At 56.4% G+C, this 21,531-nt stretch carries 19 protein-coding genes; 17 read left to right on the top strand and 2 right to left on the bottom strand.

Translation table 11 applies throughout. From position 1 onward, the window contains the following. Positions 1–544: 544 nt before the first annotated feature. The 14 genes from lrhA (at position 545) to nuoN (ending at position 17,065) form a co-directional block, all read left to right on the top strand. Entirely contained in the window at positions 545–1,483 is a 939-nt protein-coding gene (gene lrhA, locus ES815_RS02935; RefSeq protein WP_142486552.1) for a transcriptional regulator LrhA, read from the top strand. 634 nt (positions 1,484–2,117) lie between these two features. Continuing rightward, positions 2,118–2,558: an NADH-quinone oxidoreductase subunit NuoA gene (gene nuoA, locus ES815_RS02930; protein WP_032612789.1), complete on the top strand. Its 441-nt coding sequence runs from the start codon at positions 2,118–2,120 to the stop codon at positions 2,556–2,558. 15 nt (positions 2,559–2,573) lie between these two features. After that, positions 2,574–3,248: an NADH-quinone oxidoreductase subunit NuoB gene (nuoB, locus tag ES815_RS02925; protein WP_032612787.1), complete on the top strand. Its 675-nt coding sequence runs from the start codon at positions 2,574–2,576 to the stop codon at positions 3,246–3,248. Positions 3,249–3,337: 89 nt separating this feature from the next. After that, a complete protein-coding gene (gene nuoC, locus ES815_RS02920; protein ID WP_142486551.1) occupies positions 3,338–5,140 on the top strand; it encodes an NADH-quinone oxidoreductase subunit C/D in 1,803 nt (600 codons plus the stop codon). Positions 5,141–5,142: 2 nt separating this feature from the next. Continuing rightward, complete coding sequence (gene nuoE / locus ES815_RS02915) at positions 5,143–5,643, top strand: NADH-quinone oxidoreductase subunit NuoE (protein WP_142486550.1); 501 nt, start codon at positions 5,143–5,145, stop codon at positions 5,641–5,643. After that, positions 5,640–6,977, top strand: a complete 1,338-nt coding sequence (gene nuoF, locus ES815_RS02910) for an NADH-quinone oxidoreductase subunit NuoF (RefSeq protein ID WP_142486549.1) — start codon at positions 5,640–5,642, stop codon at positions 6,975–6,977. The genes nuoE and nuoF overlap by 4 nt, the downstream gene beginning before the upstream one ends. A gap of 54 nt (positions 6,978–7,031) precedes the next feature. Further along, positions 7,032–9,758: an NADH-quinone oxidoreductase subunit NuoG gene (gene nuoG / locus ES815_RS02905; protein WP_142486548.1), complete on the top strand. Its 2,727-nt coding sequence runs from the start codon at positions 7,032–7,034 to the stop codon at positions 9,756–9,758. Next, entirely contained in the window at positions 9,755–10,732 is a 978-nt protein-coding gene (gene nuoH / locus ES815_RS02900) for an NADH-quinone oxidoreductase subunit NuoH (protein WP_142486547.1), read from the top strand. The genes nuoG and nuoH overlap by 4 nt, the downstream gene beginning before the upstream one ends. A 14-nt stretch (positions 10,733–10,746) precedes the next feature. Further along, complete coding sequence (nuoI, locus tag ES815_RS02895) at positions 10,747–11,289, top strand: NADH-quinone oxidoreductase subunit NuoI (protein ID WP_003861491.1); 543 nt, start codon at positions 10,747–10,749, stop codon at positions 11,287–11,289. Positions 11,290–11,300: 11 nt separating this feature from the next. After that, on the top strand, positions 11,301–11,855 hold the full coding sequence (gene nuoJ, locus ES815_RS02890; RefSeq protein WP_106996022.1) for an NADH-quinone oxidoreductase subunit J: 555 nt from the start codon (positions 11,301–11,303) through the stop codon (positions 11,853–11,855). Then, a complete protein-coding gene (gene nuoK / locus ES815_RS02885) occupies positions 11,852–12,154 on the top strand; it encodes an NADH-quinone oxidoreductase subunit NuoK (protein ID WP_032612773.1) in 303 nt (100 codons plus the stop codon). Before nuoJ ends, nuoK begins: the two co-directional genes overlap by 4 nt. Then, a complete protein-coding gene (nuoL, locus tag ES815_RS02880; protein WP_142486546.1) occupies positions 12,151–13,992 on the top strand; it encodes an NADH-quinone oxidoreductase subunit L in 1,842 nt (613 codons plus the stop codon). The genes nuoK and nuoL overlap by 4 nt, the downstream gene beginning before the upstream one ends. A gap of 79 nt (positions 13,993–14,071) precedes the next feature. Next, positions 14,072–15,601 carry an NADH-quinone oxidoreductase subunit M gene (gene nuoM, locus ES815_RS02875; RefSeq protein ID WP_032612768.1) on the top strand — a complete coding sequence of 510 codons (1,530 nt, stop codon included), beginning with the start codon at positions 14,072–14,074 and terminating at the stop codon, positions 15,599–15,601. Positions 15,602–15,607: 6 nt separating this feature from the next. Continuing rightward, positions 15,608–17,065: an NADH-quinone oxidoreductase subunit NuoN gene (gene nuoN, locus ES815_RS02870; protein ID WP_106996019.1), complete on the top strand. Its 1,458-nt coding sequence runs from the start codon at positions 15,608–15,610 to the stop codon at positions 17,063–17,065. Between the two features lie 114 nt (positions 17,066–17,179). Here nuoN and ES815_RS02865 read toward each other — a convergent pair whose 3' ends face one another. Together ES815_RS02865 and rnz are read right to left on the bottom strand one after the other, a co-directional pair. Beyond that, the gene (locus ES815_RS02865; RefSeq protein WP_142486545.1) at positions 17,180–18,184 is read right to left on the bottom strand and encodes a chemotaxis protein; all 1,005 of its coding nucleotides are present in this window, start codon (positions 18,182–18,184) and stop codon (positions 17,180–17,182) included. Positions 18,185–18,250: 66 nt separating this feature from the next. After that, entirely contained in the window at positions 18,251–19,168 is a 918-nt protein-coding gene (rnz, locus tag ES815_RS02860; RefSeq protein ID WP_142486544.1) for a ribonuclease Z, read from the bottom strand. Between the two features lie 73 nt (positions 19,169–19,241). On the opposite strand from rnz, the gene ES815_RS02855 reads away from it, so the two are divergent. The 3 genes from ES815_RS02855 (at position 19,242) to menF (ending at position 21,465) form a co-directional block, all read left to right on the top strand. Continuing rightward, entirely contained in the window at positions 19,242–19,703 is a 462-nt protein-coding gene (locus ES815_RS02855) for a GNAT family N-acetyltransferase (protein ID WP_142486543.1), read from the top strand. A gap of 62 nt (positions 19,704–19,765) precedes the next feature. Continuing rightward, complete coding sequence (gene elaB / locus ES815_RS02850) at positions 19,766–20,071, top strand: stress response protein ElaB (protein WP_142486542.1); 306 nt, start codon at positions 19,766–19,768, stop codon at positions 20,069–20,071. 98 nt (positions 20,072–20,169) lie between these two features. Next, a complete protein-coding gene (menF, locus tag ES815_RS02845) occupies positions 20,170–21,465 on the top strand; it encodes an isochorismate synthase MenF (protein ID WP_142486541.1) in 1,296 nt (431 codons plus the stop codon). The last annotated feature ends 66 nt before the right edge of the window (positions 21,466–21,531 follow it).

Raw genomic sequence — 21,531 nt, 5'->3', positions numbered from 1 at the left:
GTTGAATTATTAGTTATTTCCAAATAAAGGCGAAATCGCAACTTTCGTTAATATAAATAAAATTAGTTTAGCGAGTTATCAATCAGGTTAAATGCCTGGAAACACGATAAGGCTTATAAATAAAAAGGTTTTAGGGTAAGATGTCACCGGGTTTAGCGATAAAAGATAACAGGCCACCAGAGGTCTTGATGCCTGGACCTTTAATAGTTTATTGTTATTGTTAGAATTATCTCTGCCTTGAGAAGTTAAGTGACACCATTGCTGCTTAACCTGTACTGCGATAAAGTTGACGCTGGAAATGCATCTTCTTTAATGGAATTTACATCATCCGACAATCATCTATATATCTCGATCGCTTTTGAGAATAAAAATATCGTCAGATAAGTTGTTTCTGACCACTGATATACCCAGCACAATTACATTATGCAGGCACACTGCCAGACCGGGACGTCAGAGGATTTTGTTCAGAAGGAACTGTATTACTTTTACGCACACAGCTTAAACCCGGGGCAGCTCCGTACGAGCAACCTGTAAGTGAAAAGATATGATTAATGCAAATCGTCCGATACTGAATCTCGACCTCGATCTGCTGAGAACCTTTGTGGCGGTCGCCGATCTGAACACCTTTGCTGCTGCCGCGGCCGCAGTTTGCCGTACCCAGTCCGCGGTCAGTCAACAGATGCAACGACTGGAGCAGCTGGTGGGTAAAGAGCTTTTTGCCCGTCATGGTCGCAATAAGCTGTTAACGGAACACGGTATTCAGCTGCTGGGTTACGCCAGAAAAATCCTGCGCTTCAATGATGAAGCATGTACATCATTAATGTTTAGTAACCTGCAGGGAGTCTTAACCTTAGGCGCGTCTGATGAATCGGCCGATACCATTCTGCCGTTCCTGCTTAATCGGATTAGTTCGGTTTATCCGAAGCTTGCGCTGGACGTCAGGGTAAAACGCAATGCCTTTATGGTCGATATGCTGCAGGAGCAGGAGGTCGATCTGGTGGTTACAACCCACCGCACCGGCCTGTTTGAGAGCCTGACGCTGCGTACATCGCCAACGCACTGGTACTGCGCCGCAGAATTTTCTCTGCAGCGCGGCGAGCCGGTTCCGCTGGTGCTGCTGGACGATCCCAGCCCGTTCCGCGACATCGTGCTGGCCACGCTTAACGCCGCCAATGTGCCATGGCGACTCGCCTATGTGGCCTCCACGCTGCCTGCGGTTCGCGCAGCGGTGAAAGCAGGGCTTGGCGTGACGGCACGCCCGGTTGAGATGATGAGCCCGGATTTACGGGTGCTAGGCAAAGCGGATGGTTTGCCTGCCCTGCCGGATACGGAGTATATGCTGTGTCATAACCCACTCAGCAACAATGAGCTGGCGCAGACCATTTTTAACGCGATGGAAAACTACGACAACCCCTGGCAGTACAACAATGTTACTCCGGAAGGGGGGGATGACTCCCTGGTGATTGAGAGCGATTTCGAGTAAACGAATCTCTAATGATCTGATAACAAATTCGTCCCGGTAAAAAAGAACCACGGAGGCTGATGACCAGCAAAGTGGTTCTTTTTTTGCATTGGGATCGGTGCAGTTTACCTTAGGTGTTTTACAATCCTCTTCTTTATCAACTTGATAGTCATTAATCCTCCCCTGTCTACCCCGCTCACGCGCTTCTTTCCAATGTCAATGGGCATGTTAAAAAAGCAGCAAAGATGTTGCCGTTTTTTTGATTGAATTAACAAAAGCGTGTCACAGATCAAGAAAATACTCCTCTTTGGGGGGAGGAATCAGCGGCAAATCCTGTCAAAATAGACGGGTAATCTTTGTGTTAGTTCATTACGGACTCGATTCAACACCCCTACGCAGGAACGCGCCTCACAGTTTTTGAGGGTAAAGGGCATTAAATGTTAATGAAGTTCGAACGATGTAATTTAATGTGAAGAAACTTTTGTTAAAGTTGACAAAAGGTTATAGAAAGGAGTAAAAAACCACATCATTTTGCTGTCTATGTCTCATTTTTCGACAGTTAGTGTACGGTTATTTGTTCCTCCCCATGAATCGATGTGATGCCCATCTGCCAGAAAGAGCAGGGTTTACAGGTATCACTTTTGATGAGTAAGCAATGAGTATGTCAACATCCACAGAAGTCATCGCTCATCACTGGGCATTCGCAATCTTTCTTATCGTTGCCATTGGCCTGTGCTGCCTGATGTTAGTCGGCGGCTGGTTCCTCGGCGGTCGCGCCCGGGCAAGGCACAAAAACACGCCATTTGAATCGGGTATCGATTCGGTAGGGACCGCGCGTTTACGCCTGTCCGCCAAGTTCTATCTGGTGGCCATGTTCTTCGTCATCTTTGACGTGGAAGCGCTTTACCTGTTCGCATGGTCGACCTCCATTCGCGAGAGTGGCTGGGTAGGCTTTGTCGAGGCCGCAATTTTCATTTTAGTGTTACTGGCCGGTCTGGTTTATCTGGTGCGTATTGGCGCGCTGGACTGGACACCTGCACGTTCACGCCGTGAACGTATCAACCCGGAAAACAGTATCTCTAATCGTCAGCAGTAACAGCGAGGCAATAAGATGGATTATACGCTCACCCGCATAGATCCTAACGGTGAGAATGACCGTTACCCCCTGCAAAAGCAGGAGATCGTAACCGACCCCCTGGAGCAAGAAGTCAACAAAAGCGTGTACATGGGCAAGCTCGAAAATGCCATGCACGATATGGTCAACTGGGGTCGTAAGAACTCCATCTGGCCATATAACTTTGGCCTTTCTTGCTGCTACGTTGAAATGGTGACGTCATTCACTGCGGTGCATGACGTTGCGCGTTTTGGTGCAGAAGTACTGCGTGCCTCTCCGCGTCAGGCTGACCTGATGGTGGTGGCGGGTACCTGCTTTACCAAAATGGCGCCGGTCATTCAGCGTCTGTACGACCAGATGCTCGAGCCAAAATGGGTTATCTCCATGGGTGCTTGTGCAAACTCTGGCGGCATGTACGACATTTATTCTGTCGTGCAAGGTGTAGATAAGTTCATCCCGGTGGACGTTTACATCCCGGGCTGTCCACCGCGTCCAGAAGCCTACATGCAGGCGCTGATGCTGTTGCAGGAGTCGATTGGCAAAGAACGCCGTCCGCTCTCCTGGGTTGTGGGCGACCAGGGTGTTTACCGCGCTAACATGCAGTCCGAGCGCGAGCGTAAACGCGGCGAACGTATTGCAGTGACCAATCTGCGTACACCAGACGAAATTTAATTTGCGCCTGTGGGCATGGAGATAACCTTCGCATATCACTATTCAAATAGCGCGAAGCCACGCCCGACAGTCACCACGGACCTTTTGCAATGGTGAACACTATGACCGACTTAACCGCGCAAGACGCCGCCTGGCAAACACGGGATCATCTGGATGACCCGGTCATTGGCGAACTGCGCAACCGTTTTGGGCCGGATGCCTTTACTGTTCAGGCCACCCGCACCGGGGTACCCGTTGTTTGGGTGAAGCGTGAGCAGTTACTGGAAGTGGTTGATTTCCTCAAGAAACTGCCTAAACCTTACGTCATGCTGTTTGACTTACACGGCATGGACGAACGTCTGCGAACTCACCGCCAGGGTCTCCCTGCTGCGGATTTTTCCGTTTTCTACCACCTGATCTCAATAGACCGCAACACGGATATCATGCTCAAGGTGGCATTGTCTGAAAACGACATGCATCTGCCGACCATCACTAAACTTTTCCCGAACGCCAACTGGTATGAGCGTGAGACCTGGGAAATGTTTGGCATGACTTTCGACGGTCACCCGCACCTGACGCGCATCATGATGCCGCCAACCTGGACCGGTCACCCGCTGCGTAAAGACTACCCGGCGCGCGCCACCGAATTCGACCCGTTTGAGCTGACTAAAGCCAAACAGGATCTGGAGATGGAAGCGTTGACCTTCAAGCCGGAAGACTGGGGCATGAAACGCGGTACCGACAATGAGGACTTCATGTTCCTCAACCTCGGTCCAAACCACCCGTCTGCGCACGGTGCATTCCGTATTATTCTTCAGCTTGATGGCGAAGAGATTGTCGACTGCGTTCCTGACATCGGCTACCACCACCGTGGTGCTGAGAAGATGGGCGAGCGTCAGTCCTGGCACAGCTACATTCCGTATACCGACCGTATCGAGTACCTCGGCGGCTGCGTAAACGAAATGCCATACGTGCTGGCCGTTGAGAAACTGGCAGGTATCACCACGCCGGATCGCGTTAACGTGATTCGCGTTATGCTGTCAGAACTGTTCCGTATTAACAGCCACCTGCTGTACATCTCCACGTTCATTCAGGACGTCGGCGCGATGACCCCGGTCTTCTTCGCCTTTACCGATCGTCAGAAAATTTACGATCTGGTGGAAGCGATTACCGGTTTCCGTATGCACCCGGCCTGGTTCCGTATCGGCGGTGTGGCACACGATCTGCCGCGCGGCTGGGACCGCTTGCTGCGTGAATTCCTCGACTGGATGCCGAAACGTCTGGCCTCCTACGAGAAAGCCGCACTGCGTAACACCATTCTGATTGGTCGTTCTAAGGGCGTTGCGGCCTATGGCGCGAAAGAGGCGCTGGAGTGGGGTACAACAGGTGCAGGTCTGCGTGCCACCGGTATTGATTTCGACGTGCGTAAAGCCCGTCCTTACTCTGGCTATGAGAACTTCGACTTTGAGGTCCCGGTTGGCGGCGGTGTTTCCGACTGCTATACCCGCGTGATGCTGAAAGTGGAAGAGCTGCGCCAGAGCCTGCGCATCCTTGAGCAGTGCCTCAACAACATGCCGGAAGGCCCGTTCAAGGCGGATCACCCGCTGACCACGCCGCCACCGAAAGAGCGCACGCTGCAGCATATCGAAACCCTGATCACGCACTTCCTGCAGGTTTCCTGGGGCCCGGTCATGCCGGCGCAAGAATCCTTCCAGATGATCGAAGCGACCAAGGGTATCAACAGTTACTACCTGACCAGCGACGGCAGCACCATGAGCTATCGTACCCGTGTACGTACGCCAAGCTTCCCGCACCTGCAGCAGATCCCGGCCGCCATTCGCGGCAGTCTGGTCTCCGACCTGATTGTGTATCTGGGTAGTATCGATTTTGTTATGTCAGATGTGGACCGCTAATTATGCACGAGAATCAACAACCACAAACCGAGGCTTTTGAGCTGAGTGAAGCAGAGCGTGCCGCTATTGAGCACGAGATGCACCACTACGAAGACCCGCGTGCGGCGTCCATTGAAGCGCTGAAAATCGTACAGAAACAGCGTGGTTGGGTGCCGGATGGGGCGATCTATGAGATCGCAAAAGTGCTGGGTATCCCGGCAAGTGACGTAGAAGGCGTGGCGACGTTCTACAGCCAGATCTTCCGTCAGCCAGTGGGCCGCCATGTGATCCGCTACTGTGACAGCGTCGTTTGTCACATCACCGGTTATCAGGGCATCCAGGCCGCTATCGAGAAAAAACTCGATATCAAGCCAGGGCAGACCACCTTCGATGGGCGCTTTACCCTGCTGCCAACCTGCTGCCTGGGTAACTGCGACAAGGGGCCGACCATGATGATTGATGAGGATACTCACAGCTATCTGACGCCGGAAGCCATTCCTGACCTGCTGGAGCAGTACAAATGAAAACTGTAATTCGTACTGCTGAGACTCATCCGCTGACCTGGCGTCTGCGTGATGACAAACAGCCGGTATGGCTTGAAGAATACGAAAGCAAAAACGGCTATGCCGGGGCGCGTAAAGCCCTGAGCGGTATGGCGCCGGATGAAATTGTTAATGCGGTAAAAGACGCTGGCCTGAAAGGGCGCGGCGGCGCAGGCTTTTCCACCGGTCTGAAGTGGAGCCTGATGCCGAAAGACGAATCCATGAACATCCGTTACCTGCTGTGTAACGCCGATGAAATGGAGCCGGGCACCTATAAAGACCGCCTGCTGATGGAGCAGCTGCCGCACCTGCTGGTGGAAGGCATGCTGATCTCCGCCTTCGCGCTGAAAGCCTACCGCGGCTACATCTTCCTGCGCGGCGAGTATATCGAAGCGGCAGAGAACCTGCGTCGCGCGATTGCCGAAGCCACCGAAGCGGGCCTGCTTGGCAAAAACATTCTCGGCACCGGTTTTGACTTCGAACTGTTCGTGCATACCGGTGCAGGGCGTTATATCTGCGGTGAAGAGACCGCGCTGATTAACTCCCTCGAAGGTCGCCGTGCGAACCCGCGTTCCAAGCCACCGTTCCCGGCAAGCTCCGGCGTGTGGGGTAAACCGACCTGCGTAAACAACGTCGAAACCCTGTGTAACGTCCCGGCTATCCTCGCTAACGGCGTGGAGTGGTATCAGGGCATCTCTTCAAGCAAAGATGCCGGTACCAAGCTGATGGGCTTCTCCGGTCGCGTGAAGAATCCTGGCGTCTGGGAGCTGCCGTTCGGCACCACCGCACGTGAAATTCTGGAAGACTATGCCGGCGGCATGCGCGATGGTCTGAAATTCAAAGCCTGGCAGCCGGGTGGGGCAGGGACTGACTTCCTGACCGAAGCCCACCTCGATCTGCCAATGGAATTCGAAAGCATTGGTAAAGCAGGCAGCCGTCTGGGTACGGCGCTGGCGATGGCCGTCGACCACGAGATCGGCATGGTACCGCTGGTGCGTAACCTGGAAGAGTTCTTCGCCCGTGAGTCCTGCGGCTGGTGTACACCGTGCCGTGACGGTCTCCCGTGGAGCGTGAAGATCCTGCGTGCTATCGAGCGTGGCGAAGGCCAGCCTGGTGATATCGAGACACTTGAGCAACTGTGTCGATTCCTGGGCCCAGGTAAAACCTTCTGTGCGCATGCGCCAGGTGCGGTCGAGCCACTGCAAAGCGCGATTAAATATTTCCGCGAAGAATTCGAAGCAGGCATCAAGCAGCCGTTCAGCAATACCCATTCAATCAATGGTATTCAGCCGAACCTGCTGAAAGCGCGCTGGTAAAAACAGAATTTTGATTAACGCTCGGTTTCGACCGAGACAACTGGAAGCATGCTAATGGCTACGATTCATGTAGACGGCAAAGAATACGAGGTCAACGGCGCGGACAACCTGCTGGAAGCTTGTCTGTCCCTCGGCCTTGATATTCCGTATTTTTGCTGGCATCCGGCGCTGGGGAGCGTCGGTGCTTGCCGCCAGTGTGCGGTGAAGCAATATCAAAACGCGGAAGACACGCGTGGTCGCCTGGTGATGTCCTGTATGACGCCAGCCACCGAAGGTACCTTTATTTCTATCGACGACGCGGAAGCTAAACAGTTCCGCGAAAGCGTGGTGGAGTGGTTGATGACCAACCACCCGCACGATTGTCCGGTCTGTGAAGAGGGCGGTAACTGCCACCTTCAGGATATGACCGTGATGACCGGGCACAGCTTCCGTCGTTACCGTTTCACCAAACGTACCCACCGTAACCAGGATCTGGGGCCGTTCGTCTCTCACGAAATGAACCGCTGCATCGCCTGCTACCGCTGCGTGCGTTACTACAAAGATTACGCCGACGGCGAAGATCTGGGCGTCTATGGCGCGCATGACAACGTCTACTTCGGTCGTCCGGAAGATGGCACCCTGGAGAGCGAGTTCTCCGGTAACCTGGTTGAAATCTGCCCGACCGGCGTCTTCACGGATAAAACGCACTCCGAGCGTTACAACCGTAAGTGGGACATGCAGTTTGCGCCAAGCATCTGCCAGCAGTGCTCCCTCGGCTGTAACACCAGCCCGGGTGAACGCTATGGCGAACTGCGTCGTATCGAAAACCGTTACAACGGCACCGTTAACCACTACTTCCTCTGCGACCGCGGTCGTTTCGGCTATGGCTATGTGAACCTGAAAGACCGTCCGCGTCAGCCGGTTCAACGTCGCGGCGACGACTTCATCACCCTGAACGCTGAACAGGCGATGCAGGGCGCAGCAGATATTCTGCGCCAGTCGAAGAAAGTGATCGGTATCGGCTCCCCGCGCGCCAGCATCGAAAGCAACTTCGCGCTGCGTGAGCTGGTGGGTGCGGATAACTTCTACACCGGTATCGCTCAGGGCGAGCAGGAACGTCTGCAGCTGGTGCTGAAAGTGCTGCGCGAAGGCGGAGTCCATACTCCGGCGCTGCGCGAAATCGAATCTTATGATGCGGTTCTGGTATTGGGTGAAGATTTAACCCAGACCGGCGCTCGCGCTGCCCTGGCGGTTCGTCAGGCGGTGAAAGGTAAAGCGCGTGAAATGGCCGCAGCCCAGAAAGTGGCTGACTGGCAGATCGCGGCGATCCTCAACATCGGTCAGCGCGCCAAGCATCCGCTGTTTGTGACTAACGTCGACAACACCCGTCTGGACGACATCGCGGCCTGGACCTACCGTGCCCCGGTTGAAGATCAGGCGCGCCTCGGATTTGCTATCGCTCACGCGCTAGACAACAGCGCCCCGGCCGTTGAAGGCATGGATCGCGATCTGCAGAACAAGGTTGACGTGATCGTGCAGGCGCTGGCCGGTGCGAAGAAACCCCTGATTATTTCCGGTACTAACGCCGGTAGCGCAGAGATCATTGAAGCGGCAGCCAACGTGGCTAAAGCGCTTAAAGGTCGCGGTGCTGACGTTGGCGTAACCATGATTGCCCGTGCGGTAAACAGCATCGGTCTGGGCATGATTGGCGGCGGCTCTCTGGAAGAAGCGTTAAGCGAACTGGAATCCGGTTCCGCTGACGCGGTTGTGGTGCTGGAAAACGACCTCCATCGTCATGCTTCCGCTGCCCGCGTGGACGCAGCCCTGTCTAAAGCGCCGCTGGTGATGGTTATCGACCATCAGCGTACGGCGATCATGGACAAAGCGCATCTGGTGCTCTCTGCGGCAAGCTTCGCAGAAAGCGACGGTACCGTTGTGAACAACGAAGGCCGTGCCCAGCGCTTCTTCCAGGTTTATGACCCGGCGTACTACGACAACAGCATCGTGATGCTGGAAAGCTGGCGCTGGCTGCACTCCCTGCACAGCACCGTGCTGAGCCGTGAAGTGGACTGGACCCAGCTCGACCACGTGATCGACGCTGCCGTGGCAAAACTGCCACAGCTGGCAGGCATTAAAGATGCGGCACCGGAAGCGAGCTTCCGTATTCGCGGCCAGAAACTGGCCCGTGAACCGCACCGCTACAGCGGTCGTACCGCAATGCGTGCCAACATTAGCGTGCACGAACCGCGTCAGCCGCAGGATAAAGACACCATGTTCGCCTTCTCAATGGAAGGGAACAACCAGCCGTCTGCGCCGCGTTCACAGATCCCGTTTGCATGGGCGCCAGGCTGGAACTCCCCGCAGGCATGGAACAAGTTCCAGGCTGAAGTGGGCGGTTCTCTGCGTCACGGCGATCCGGGCGTGCGTCTGATTGAAGCAAGCGAAACCGGTCTGGCGTTCTTCTCCACCGTTCCGGCAAGCTTCCAGGCGGAAGAGGGCAACTGGCGTATCGCGCCGTACTACCATCTGTTCGGTAGCGACGAAATGTCCCAGCGTTCCCCGGTCTTCCAGACCCGTATGCCGCAGCCTTACATCAAGCTCAACCCGGCTGATGCCGCTAAGCTTGGCGTGAACGCAGGCGCGAACATCAGCTTTAGCTACGAAGGCCAGACAATCAGCCTGCCGCTGATTATCTCTGAAGGTCTGACAGCAGGGCAGGTGGGTCTGCCGATGGGTATGCCTGGCATCGCGCCGGTACTGGCGGGTGCGCGTCTTGATAACCTGCAGGAGGCAAAAGCATGAGTTGGTTTACGCCCGATCTTATCGACATCCTGCTGAGCATCCTGAAAGCGGTTGTTATTCTGCTGGTGGTGGTCACCTGCGGCGCGTTCATGAGCTTCGGTGAACGTCGTCTGCTCGGTCTGTTCCAGAACCGTTACGGACCGAACCGCGTGGGCTGGGGTGGTTCACTCCAGCTGGTCGCGGACATGATCAAGATGTTCTTTAAAGAGGACTGGGTCCCGCGTTTCTCGGATCGCGTGATCTTTACTCTGGCACCGATGATCGCCTTTACCTCGCTGCTGCTGGCGTTTGCTATCGTTCCGGTCAGCCCGACCTGGGTTGTGGCGGATCTGAACATCGGGATCCTGTTCTTCCTGATGATGGCAGGCCTCGCGGTCTACGCGGTGCTGTTCGCCGGCTGGTCCAGTAACAACAAATACTCGCTGCTGGGTGCGATGCGTGCGTCTGCGCAGACCCTGAGCTACGAAGTGTTCCTGGGTCTTTCCCTGATGGGCGTGGTGGCGCAGGCCGGTTCATTTAACATGACCGACATCGTCAACAACCAGGCCGATATCTGGAACGTGATCCCGCAGTTCTTTGGTTTTGTGACCTTTGCTATCGCGGGCGTGGCGGTGTGTCACCGTCACCCGTTTGACCAGCCAGAAGCCGAACAGGAACTGGCCGACGGTTACCACATTGAATATTCCGGTATGAAATTCGGTCTGTTCTTCGTGGGCGAGTACATCGGTATCGTCACCATTTCCGCGTTGATGGTAACGCTGTTTTTTGGTGGCTGGCATGGCCCGTTCTTACCGCCGTTCATCTGGTTCGCGCTGAAAACCGCGTTCTTCATGATGATGTTCATTTTGATTCGCGCAGCGTTACCGCGTCCGCGTTATGACCAGGTAATGTCCTTCGGCTGGAAAGTGTGCCTGCCGCTGACGCTCGTCAACTTGTTGGTAACGGCGGCTGTCATTCTCTGGCAGCAGCCATAAGGGGCTTTGAGATCATGACCTTGAAAGAATTATTGGTAGGTTTCGGCACCCAGGTACGCAGTATCTGGATGATCGGCCTGCACGCGTTTGCCAAACGCGAAACCCGGATGTACCCGGAAGAGCCGGTATATCTGCCGCCGCGCTACCGTGGCCGTATCGTGCTGACGCGCGATCCGGACGGTTCGGAGCGCTGCGTTGCCTGTAACCTGTGTGCGGTAGCCTGTCCGGTAGGCTGTATCTCTCTGCAAAAAGCCGAGACGGTAGACGGTCGCTGGTACCCGGAGTTCTTCCGCATCAACTTCTCACGCTGCATCTTCTGCGGTCTGTGTGAAGAAGCGTGCCCGACCACGGCGATTCAGTTGACCCCGGACTTCGAGCTGGGCGAATACAAGCGTCAGGACCTGGTGTACGAAAAAGAGGATCTGCTGATTTCCGGTCCGGGCAAATACCCGGAATATAACTTCTACCGGATGGCGGGTATGGCAATCGACGGCAAAGATAAGGGCGAAGCAGAGAACGAAGCCAAGCCTATCGACGTCAAGAGCCTGTTACCGTAAGGAGAGGGGCAATGGAATTCGCTTTTTATATCTGTGGCCTGATCGCCATCCTGGCTACGCTGCGAGTGATTACGCACACCAACCCGGTGCATGCGCTGCTCTATTTAATCATTTCGCTGCTGGCTATTTCCGGGGTGTTCTTTGCGCTGGGCGCACACTTTGCGGGTGCGCTTGAAATCATCGTTTACGCCGGGGCCATCATGGTTCTGTTCGTTTTCGTGGTGATGATGCTGAACCTGGGCGGCTCGGAAATCGAACAGGAACGTCAGTGGCTGAAGCCGCAGGTGTGGATTGGTCCGGCGATTCTGTCGGCCATCATGCTGGCGGTGATCGTTTACGCCATTCTGGGTGTGAACGATCAGGGTATCGACGGTACGCCAATCAGCGCCAAAGCGGTGGGTATCACCCTGTTTGGGCCATACGTACTGGCGGTTGAACTGGCCTCGATGCTGCTGCTGGCAGGCCTGGTCGTGGCATTCCACGTCGGTCGCGAAGAGCGTGCCGGCGAGGTGCTGAGCAACCGCAAGGACGACAGCGCGAAAAGAAAAACGGAGGAACGCGCATGATCCCTTTACAACACGGACTGATCCTCGCAGCGATTTTATTCGTGCTGGGCTTAACCGGTCTGGTTATCCGCCGCAATCTGCTGTTTATGCTGATTGGCCTGGAGATCATGATCAACGCTGCCGCGCTGGCCTTTGTGGTCGCCGGTAGCTACTGGGGCCAGACCGATGGTCAGGTGATGTACATTCTCGCCATCAGCCTTGCGGCTGCCGAAGCGAGTATTGGCCTGGCGCTGTTACTGCAGCTCCACCGTCGCCGCCAGAACCTGAACATCGATTCAGTAAGTGAGTTGCGTGGATGAACATGCTTGCCTTAACCATTATTTTTCCGCTGATCGGCTTCCTGCTGCTGGCGTTTTCTCGCGGCCGCTGGTCTGAGAATCTGTCTGCCACCGTCGGCATGGGCTCTATCGGTCTTGCTGCGCTGGTTACGGCGTATGCGGGTATCGACTTCTTCAGTAACGGACGTCAGGCTTACAGCGTGCCGCTGTGGACCTGGATGTCGGTCGGTGATTTCAATATCGGTTTCAACCTGGTGCTGGATGGTCTTTCCCTGACCATGCTCTCCGTGGTCACCGGCGTGGGCTTCCTGATCCACATGTTCGCCTCCTGGTATATGCGCGGTGAAGAGGGTTACTCCCGCTTCTTCGCCTACACCAACCTGTTTATCGCCAGCATGGTGGTTCTGGTGCTGGCCGATAACCTGCTGCTGATGTATCTGGGCTGGGAAGGCGTGGGTCTCTGTTCTTACCTGCTGATCGGTTTCTACTACACCGATCCGAAGAATGGCGCAGCGGCCATGAAAGCGTTCGTCGTGACCCGTGTGGGTGACGTCTTCCTCGCCTTCGCGCTGTTCATTCTCTACAACGAACTGGGCACGCTGAACTTCCGCGAAATGGTGGAACTGGCGCCGGCGCACTTCGAAGCAGGCAACAACATGCTGTGGTGGGCAACGCTGATGCTGCTGGGCGGTGCTGTGGGTAAATCCGCGCAGCTGCCGTTGCAGACCTGGCTTGCCGACGCGATGGCGGGTCCAACCCCTGTCTCCGCGCTGATCCACGCCGCGACCATGGTGACCGCCGGTGTTTACCTGATTGCGCGTACCCACGGTCTGTTCCTGATGACCCCGGAAATCCTGCACCTGGTCGGTATCGTTGGTGCGGTGACGCTGGTGCTGGCAGGCTTTGCCGCACTGGTGCAAACCGACATCAAACGCGTTCTCGCTTACTCCACCATGAGCCAGATTGGCTACATGTTCCTGGCGCTGGGCGTACAGGCGTGGGACGCGGCGATTTTCCATCTGATGACGCACGCGTTCTTTAAAGCGCTGCTGTTCCTCTCGTCCGGTTCGGTGATCCTCGCCTGCCATCACGAGCAGAACATCTTCAAGATGGGCGGTCTGCGCAAATCCATTCCGCTGGTTTACGTCTGCTTCCTGGTCGGCGGCGCGGCGCTGGCGGCACTGCCGCTGATTACCGCTGGCTTCTTCAGTAAGGACGAAATCCTTGCGGGCGCCATGGCGAATGGTCATATCAATCTGATGGTTGCGGGTCTGGTCGGTGCATTTATGACCTCCCTGTATACCTTCCGTATGATTTTCATCGTCTTCCACGGTAAAGAACAAATTCACGCTCACGCAGGGAAGGGGATCACCCACCACCTGCCGCTGATTGTGCTGCTGGTACTCTCCACCTTCGTTGGCGCGATGATTGTGCCACCGCTGCAGGGCGTACTGCCGGACACCACCGAGCTTGAGCACGGTCGCGTTCTGACGCTTGAAATCACCTCCGGTGTGGTCGCGATTGCGGGCATCCTGATTGCTGCATGGCTGTGGCTGGGCAAACGTACGCTGGTGAATGCCGTTGCCAACAGTGCGCCAGGCCGTCTGCTGGGCACATGGTGGTACAACGCGTGGGGCTTCGACTGGCTGTACGACATGATATTCGTGAAACCCTTCCTCGGTATTGCGTGGCTGATTAAACGCGATCCGCTGAACTCACTGATGAACACCCCGGCGATCCTCTCCCGCTTTGCAGGTAAAGGCCTGCTGTTCAGCGAGAACGGGTACCTGCGCTGGTACGTGGCGTCCATGAGCATCGGTGCGGTTGTGGTGCTGGCGCTGCTGATGGTGTTGCGTTGATCGTCGTTAAGTGAATTTTATTCGAATTCGTTGAAAATCAGGCCCCTGCTGGGGGCCTTAAAAAGGAATGCAAATCGCCATGTTACTACCCTGGCTAATATTAATTCCCTTTATCGGTGGGTTCCTGTGCTGGCAGACCGAACGCTTTGGCGTGAAGATGCCGCGCTGGATTGCGCTGATCACTATGGGATTGACGCTTGCGCTTGGCCTGCAACTCTGGTTGCAGGGCGGCTACTCTCTGACCCAGTCCGCTGGGATCCCACAGTGGCAGTCTGAATTCATTCTGCCGTGGATCCCGCGTTTCGGTATTACCATTCACCTGGCGATTGACGGTCTGTCGCTGCTGATGGTGGTGCTGACCGGTCTGCTCGGCGTTCTGGCGGTACTGTGCTCCTGGCGAGAAATCGAAAAATACCAGGGCTTCTTCCACCTGAACCTGATGTGGATCCTGGGCGGCGTGATCGGCGTGTTCCTTGCCATCGACATGTTCCTGTTCTTCTTCTTCTGGGAGATGATGCTGGTGCCGATGTACTTCCTGATCGCGCTGTGGGGCCATAAGGCGTCCGACGGTAAAACGCGTATCACGGCGGCAACCAAGTTCTTCATCTACACCCAGGCGAGTGGTCTGGTGATGTTGATTGCCATCCTGGCGCTGGTATTCGTGCACTACAACGCGACCGGTGTCTGGACCTTCAACTATCAGGACCTGCTGAAGACGCCGATGTCCCACGGTGTTGAATACCTGCTGATGCTGGGCTTCTTCATTGCCTTTGCGGTGAAAATGCCGGTGGTTCCCCTGCACGGCTGGCTGCCGGATGCGCACTCCCAGGCACCAACGGCGGGTTCCGTTGACCTGGCGGGCATCCTGCTGAAAACTGCGGCCTACGGCCTGCTGCGTTTCGCACTGCCGCTGTTCCCGAATGCCTCCGCAGAGTTCGCGCCAATTGCCATGTGGCTGGGTGTGATCGGTATCTTCTACGGTGCATGGATGGCCTTCACGCAGTACGACATCAAACGTCTGATTGCTTACACCTCCGTTTCCCACATGGGCTTCGTGCTGATTGCGATCTACACCGGCAGCCAGCTGGCGTACCAGGGCGCGGTGATCCAGATGATTGCCCACGGTCTGTCCGCAGCCGGTCTCTTCATCCTGTGTGGCCAGCTGTATGAACGTCTGCACACCCGTGACATGCGTCAGATGGGGGGGCTGTGGGGCAAAATGAAATGGCTGCCAGCGATGTCGATGTTCTTCGCGGTTGCTACCCTGGGGATGCCAGGCACCGGTAACTTCGTTGGCGAATTCATGATCCTGTTCGGCAGCTTCAAAGTGGTTCCGATGATTACCGTCATCTCCACCTTTGGTCTGGTGTTCGCTTCCGTGTACTCGCTGGCGATGCTGCACCGCGCCTACTTCGGTAAAGCGAAGAGCGAAATCGCTGCCAAAGAGCTGCCGGGGATGTCGCTGCGCGAGCTGTTCATCATCCTGCTGCTGGTCGTACTGCTGGTGCTGCTGGGCTTCTATCCGCAGCCGATTCTGGATACCTCGCACTCCGCGATGGGTAACATCCAGCAGTGGTTTGTTAATTCTGCTTCTACTACAAGGCCGTAAATCGCCATGACAATAACTCCACAACAACTGATTGCGCTGCTACCGCTGCTGATCGTCGGATTGACGGTGGTGGTTGTGATGCTCTCCATTGCGTGGCGACGCAATCACTTCCTGAATGCCACGCTGGCGGTTCTGGGTCTGAACGCTGCGTTAGTCTCCCTCTGGTTTGTTGGCCAGGCGGGTGCGATGGATGTCACTCCGCTGATGCGCGTTGATGGCTTCGCCATGCTGTACACCGGGCTGGTGCTGTTAGCCAGCCTGGCGACCTGTACCTTTGCTTACCCGTGGCTGGAAGGCTACAACGACAACAGAGAAGAGTTTTACCTGCTGGTTCTGATTGCTGCCCTCGGCGGTATTCTGCTGGCGAATGCTAACCATCTGGCGGCGCTGTTCCTCGGCATTGAGCTGATCTCTCTGCCGCTGTTCGGCCTGATTGGTTATGCCTTCCGTCAGAAGCGCTCTCTGGAAGCGAGTATCAAGTATACGATCCTGTCTGCTGCTGCTTCGTCCTTCCTGCTGTTTGGTATTGCGCTGATCTACGCTCAGTCCGGTAACCTCTCCTTCATGGCGCTCGGCAAGAGCCTCGGCGACGGCATGCTGCATGAGCCGCTGCTGCTGGCGGGTCTGGGCATGATGATTGTTGGCCTCGGCTTTAAACTCTCTCTGGTGCCGTTCCATCTGTGGACGCCAGACGTTTACCAGGGTGCTCCGGCGCCGGTATCCACCTTCCTGGCGACGGCGAGCAAAATCGCTATCTTCGGCGTGGTGATGCGTCTGTTCCTGTACGCACCGGTAGGCGAGAGCGAAGCGGTGCGCGTGGTGCTGGGTATTATTGCCTTCGTCTCCATCATCTTCGGTAACCTGATGGCGCTGAGCCAGACCAACATCAAGCGTCTGCTCGGTTACTCCTCCATCTCGCACCTGGGCTATCTGCTGGTAGCGCTGATTGCGCTGCAGAGCGGCTCCATGTCGATGGAAACCGTGGGTGTCTACCTGGCCGGTTACCTGTTCAGCAGCCTCGGCGCGTTCGGCGTGGTGAGCCTGATGTCCAGCCCGTACCGTGGCCCGGATGCAGATTCCCTGTTCTCCTACCGTGGTCTGTTCTGGCACCGTCCGATCCTGTCTGCGGTCATGACCGTGATGATGCTGTCGCTGGCGGGTATCCCGATGACGCTCGGCTTTATCGGTAAGTTCTACGTGCTGGCTGTCGGTGTGCAGGCCGGTCTGTGGTGGCTGACGGCGGGTGTCGTTATCGGCTCCGCGATTGGTCTCTACTACTACCTGCGCGTTGCCGTGAGCCTGTACCTGAGCGCGCCTCAGCAGCTCAACCGCGATGCGCCAGGCAACTGGCAATACAGCGCTGGTGGTATTGTGGTGCTGATCTCTGCCCTGCTGGTACTGATCTTCGGTATCTATCCGCAGCCGCTGATCACCATCGTGCAGCACGCGATGCCGCTGATGTAAAAACAAAAAACCCGCTTCGGCGGGTTTTTTTATTGCCCAGCGGCGCTGCGCTTGCAGGGCCTACGGGTATTGTAGACCGGGTAAGCGCAGCGCCACCCGGCAAAAGAGCGCCAATCAGGCCAACTGCTTACGGCTAATCAACGGCCCATCAATCTTCTTCGTTGCCCGATCCAGTACCTCTTCAATCACCGATGACAGCTCGTTCAGCTCAAACTTCGCCACATAGCCATCGGCTTTCACCTTGCGGATATGATCTTCGTTGGCGTTGCCGGAAAGGGAAGAGTGGATTACCACCGGAATGTCCTTCAGGATGGCGTCGGTTTTGATCTTGCGCGTCAGGGTAAAGCCGTCCATCTCCGGCATCTCAAGGTCGGTCAGCACCAGCGCAATCTTATCGGTGATCGGCACGCCTTCCGCCTGGGCCTGGGCCGACAGGACGTTAATCTTCTCCCACGCCTCTTTGCCGGTGAGGTGCATCAGCGCCGGGATCTGCATTGCCTGCAGCCCTTTCTCCAGCATCGAGCGCGCCACTTTGGAGTCTTCCGCCACAATCGCCACGGCACCCGGCTTGATATTGAATTTGGTGGTCTTCAGGTCGGTAGCATGCAGGTCGTGGTTGGCCGGGGTGATGTCATACAGGATCTGCTCAACGTCCAGTACCATCGCCAGATCGTTGGTATCGGTCTTCTCGTCCAGGCAGGCAATGCTGGTGATATAGCGTCCGCTGACGGCGGTTTCTGCCGCGTGCACCTGTTTCCAGTCCAGTCGCATAATGTTTTCGACCGACTCCACGGCAAAGGCCTGCACGCTACGGGCATACTCGGTGATCAGCAGAATATTCAGCCCCGTCGTCGGCTTGCAGCCTGCGACGGCTGCGAGGTCGATAACCGGGATCACCTGGTCACGAATATTGACCATTCCCATCAGGGGTGATTTCATCCCCGCCGGTTTGGTGAAGGCTGGCATGGGCACAATCTCGCGAAGCTTAAAGACGTTGATGCCGAACAGCTCAGATTTGTTTTCATTCAAAGATGTGCCGAGACGAAACAGCAGCAGCTCAAAACGGTTCGACAGGGTCAGATTTGCCCTGTCATCAATGTCTTTCTGGAAGTTATCCATTTTTGCCCCTAAGTGAAAAATACCTGCATGGTAGGGTTATCGGCAGAGTCGGGGAAAAATAGAGCGTTAAACGCGCACCGTAGCAAAATCTTCTGCCAGCTGGCTGTTGGCAAACAGGGCGCGGCACTCGGCCAGCAGCATGGCGCAGCCTTCGGCGTCATAGCGGGAGCTGACGTGGGTGACGAGCAGCCTTTTTACCTGCGCATCGCAGGCAAGCCTGGCCGCCTGACGCGTTGAGCTGTGGCCGCGGCTGTTGGCTTTCTCCTCCATCGCCGCCTCAAGCGTGGCCTCATGCACCAGCAGATCGACGCCCTGAGCCAGCGCAAGGGCGCTTTCGCAGGGGGCGGTATCCCCGAAGATGGCCAGCTTCTTACCGGGGCGGGGCGGGGAGAGATAGTCTGCGCCATCGATTATCCGGCCATCGTCCAGGGTGACGCGCTCCCCGCGCTTGAGCTGCTGGAACAGCGGGCCGAAGGGAACCCCGGCGGCAACAAGCGCTGCGCCATCCAGAGCGCCGGGCTTATCCTGCTCCTCCACGCGATAGCCGTAACACTCTACCGGGTGATTCATCGCCGCTGCGGTCACGGTCCAGGCGTCATCGCTGAACACCACCCCGGCGCTAATCTCGACAATCTCGAGAGGGTAATCGGTCCAGGAGCCGCTGATCCGCAGGCTGGTTTCAACAAACTCACAAATGCCGGGCGGGCCGTAAATGGTCAGCGGGTGGATGTTGCCCGCCATCGAGCGGCTGCACAGCAGGCCCGGCAGGCCAAAAAGGTGATCGCCATGCAGGTGGGTAATGAAGATTTTATCCAGCTTGCCGGGATGGCTGGTGGTGCGCAGCAGCTGGTGCTGCGTGCCTTCGCCGCAGTCAAACATCCACAAACCGCCGCGGGTCGGGTGCTGTAAATCCAGCAGAATTGAGGTGACGTTGCGCGTACGGGTGGGCACGCCAGCGGATGTTCCTAAAAAAAGCAGCTCCATAATGCACTCAGCCTCTGTGCCGGGGACGAAAAGTCATTAGTATAACGGCTACCGACACGATAAGGAGACCCCAATGATCCAGTGGCAAGATCTGCACCATAGCGAGCTGACCGTTCCCGCGCTTTACGCGTTACTCCAGCTGCGCTGCGACGTCTTTGTCGTCGAACAAACCTGTCCCTACCAGGACATCGACGGCGAGGATCTGGTGGGGGAAAACCGGCACATCCTCGGCTGGAAAGATAGTCAGCTGGTGGCGTATGCGAGGATTCTGAAAAGCGACGACGATTTTTCCCCCGTTGTGATTGGCCGGGTGATTGTCAGCAGCCAGGCGCGTGGCGAAAAGCTTGGATACGCCCTGATGGAGCAGACGCTGCGTTCCTGCCAAAAACAGTGGCCTGACAAGGCGTTATACCTGGGTGCGCAGGCGCATTTGCAGGCATTTTATGCCCATTTTGGCTTTCTTCCGGTGACCGACATCTACGATGAAGATGGCATCCCGCATATCGGCATGGCGAAAGAGATACAACAAGCGTAGCAGGCAGAATCGGCAGGTATTGTCTATAGTTAGCGAACTGATGCAACCACAAGGAGAAAACTATGTCCTTCCAATCTTCGGAAACGCATGTTGATGACGATCTGACGCTGTTAAGTGAAACGCTGGAAGAGGTCCTCCGTTCTTCAGGCGATCCGGCCGATCAAAAGTACATTGAGCTGAAGGCGCGTGCCGAACAGGCACTGCACGACGTGAAAACACGCGTCAGCCAGGCGTCGGACACTTACTATTATCGGGCTAAAAAAGCGGTCTATCGTGCAGACGATTATGTCCGTGAAAAACCCTGGCAGGGTATTGGGGTAGGTGCCGCCGCCGGTCTGGTGCTCGGTATTCTTCTCGCCCGCCGTTAACGCTACACACGCACGCTTCTCCCTGCCAAATAGGGGGTACTGCTTTTTCAGGCAACTACCCCGTATAATGTGAGGTTTTTGAGCTGGGAGAAGTTCGCGTGCACTCGATTTCCACCGCGCTGGCAGGCCTTTGCCACCAGTTAGCCGCCGATTTTCCTGATGCACCCGGCCTGCATCATCTCGATGTCTCCTTTGCGCTCAACGATGCGTTTGACCCGCTCGCCTGGCTGAATGCCCAGCATTTTTTCCCCCATTTCTACTGGCAACAGCGTAACGGCGACGAAGAGTACGCCGCGCTGGGAGCGACCCAACACTTCTCCTCTCTCTCTGCCGCCCGTCATTTTTTACAGGGTTATCCGCAGTTCCCTGACCTTCGGGTCGTGGGCATTAATGCGTTCGAGCCTGTGCAGGGCGACCTGTTCCTGCCGCGTCTGCTGTGGCAACGCAACGGCGGAACCGCGACGCTGCGGCTGGTTCTCTGCAGCGCCACCTCGCTGAAAAACGATGCCCGGCACGCGCGCGAATTTATTGGCGCCCTTAAAGAGAGCCAGCCTGTTGACGCTGTTGTCCAGCCGGTGACGAGCGAAACCCAGCGGCAGGAGAAATCCGGCTGGCTGGCGTTAGTCCGCCGCGCAACCGACGCTATTGCTCAGGGGGACTTTGACAAAGTGGTGCTGGCCCGGGCAACGGACCTGCACTTCAGCCTGCCGGTCAATCCTGCCGCCCTGATGGCCGCCAGCCGTCGGGTGAACTTCCAGTGCTACCACTTTTTGATGCGCCTTGATGCCACTCATGCCTTTCTCGGTTCGTCGCCGGAACGGCTGTGGCGGCGGCGCGGAACCCTGCTGCGCACCGAAGCGCTGGCCGGTACGGTCGCCAGCCATTCGGATGAGGTGCAGGCCGCTCACCTGGGCGACTGGTTGATGAACGACGATAAGAACCAGCGTGAAAATATGCTGGTGGTCGAGGACATCTGTCAGCGCCTGCAGCGCGAGGGCGGAGTGCTTGACGTCCTGCCGCCGCAGGTCGTGCGCTTGCGCAAGGTCCAGCATTTACGCCGCTGCATCTGGACCACGCTGCAACAGCCGGACGATGAACAGTGCCTGACGCTGCTCCAGCCCACCGCGGCGGTCGCCGGTCTGCCGCGTCAGGCGGCACGGGAGTTTATCGCCCGCAATGAACCCTTTGATCGGGAGTGGTATGCCGGTTCCGCCGGCTATCTGTCATTAGCGCAAAGCGAGTTTTGCGTGGCGTTGCGCTCGGCCAGGGTGCAGGAGACCTGCGTGCGCCTGTACGCCGGGGCGGGGATCGTCAGCGGTTCCGATCCCGAGCAGGAGTGGCAGGAGATTGAAAATAAAGCCGCCGGGCTGCGCTCTCTGCTCCTAAAGGATTAATACTGAGTCGTACATACCCGATTCATATCAAAATTACATCTTTTCCTATTATTTATACTAAGTCGC

The sequence above is a fragment of the Leclercia adecarboxylata genome (assembly GCF_006874705.1).
Lineage (GTDB): Bacteria > Pseudomonadota > Gammaproteobacteria > Enterobacterales > Enterobacteriaceae > Enterobacter > Enterobacter adecarboxylatus_C.
The sequence above is the reverse complement of the archived record's forward strand: the minus strand, read 5'-3'. Positions and strand labels throughout refer to the sequence as shown.

What these genes read in the sequence shown, in the direction of transcription:
- nuoF (WP_142486549.1), top strand. Translation starts at nt 5,640, where the DNA reads ATGAAAACTGTAATTCGTACTGCTGAGACTCATCCGCTGACCTGGCGT.
- nuoM (WP_032612768.1), top strand. Translation starts at nt 14,072, where the DNA reads ATGTTACTACCCTGGCTAATATTAATTCCCTTTATCGGTGGGTTCCTG.
- nuoL (WP_142486546.1), top strand. Translation starts at nt 12,151, where the DNA reads ATGAACATGCTTGCCTTAACCATTATTTTTCCGCTGATCGGCTTCCTG.
- nuoN (WP_106996019.1), top strand. Translation starts at nt 15,608, where the DNA reads ATGACAATAACTCCACAACAACTGATTGCGCTGCTACCGCTGCTGATC.
- rnz (WP_142486544.1), bottom strand. Translation starts at nt 19,168, where the DNA reads ATGGAGCTGCTTTTTTTAGGAACATCCGCTGGCGTGCCCACCCGTACG.
- nuoH (WP_142486547.1), top strand. Translation starts at nt 9,755, where the DNA reads ATGAGTTGGTTTACGCCCGATCTTATCGACATCCTGCTGAGCATCCTG.
- nuoE (WP_142486550.1), top strand. Translation starts at nt 5,143, where the DNA reads ATGCACGAGAATCAACAACCACAAACCGAGGCTTTTGAGCTGAGTGAA.
- elaB (WP_142486542.1), top strand. Translation starts at nt 19,766, where the DNA reads ATGTCCTTCCAATCTTCGGAAACGCATGTTGATGACGATCTGACGCTG.
- nuoJ (WP_106996022.1), top strand. Translation starts at nt 11,301, where the DNA reads ATGGAATTCGCTTTTTATATCTGTGGCCTGATCGCCATCCTGGCTACG.
- ES815_RS02865 (WP_142486545.1), bottom strand. Translation starts at nt 18,184, where the DNA reads ATGGATAACTTCCAGAAAGACATTGATGACAGGGCAAATCTGACCCTG.
- ES815_RS02855 (WP_142486543.1), top strand. Translation starts at nt 19,242, where the DNA reads ATGATCCAGTGGCAAGATCTGCACCATAGCGAGCTGACCGTTCCCGCG.
- nuoK (WP_032612773.1), top strand. Translation starts at nt 11,852, where the DNA reads ATGATCCCTTTACAACACGGACTGATCCTCGCAGCGATTTTATTCGTG.
- nuoB (WP_032612787.1), top strand. Translation starts at nt 2,574, where the DNA reads ATGGATTATACGCTCACCCGCATAGATCCTAACGGTGAGAATGACCGT.
- nuoA (WP_032612789.1), top strand. Translation starts at nt 2,118, where the DNA reads ATGAGTATGTCAACATCCACAGAAGTCATCGCTCATCACTGGGCATTC.
- lrhA (WP_142486552.1), top strand. Translation starts at nt 545, where the DNA reads ATGATTAATGCAAATCGTCCGATACTGAATCTCGACCTCGATCTGCTG.
- nuoG (WP_142486548.1), top strand. Translation starts at nt 7,032, where the DNA reads ATGGCTACGATTCATGTAGACGGCAAAGAATACGAGGTCAACGGCGCG.
- nuoI (WP_003861491.1), top strand. Translation starts at nt 10,747, where the DNA reads ATGACCTTGAAAGAATTATTGGTAGGTTTCGGCACCCAGGTACGCAGT.
- nuoC (WP_142486551.1), top strand. Translation starts at nt 3,338, where the DNA reads ATGGTGAACACTATGACCGACTTAACCGCGCAAGACGCCGCCTGGCAA.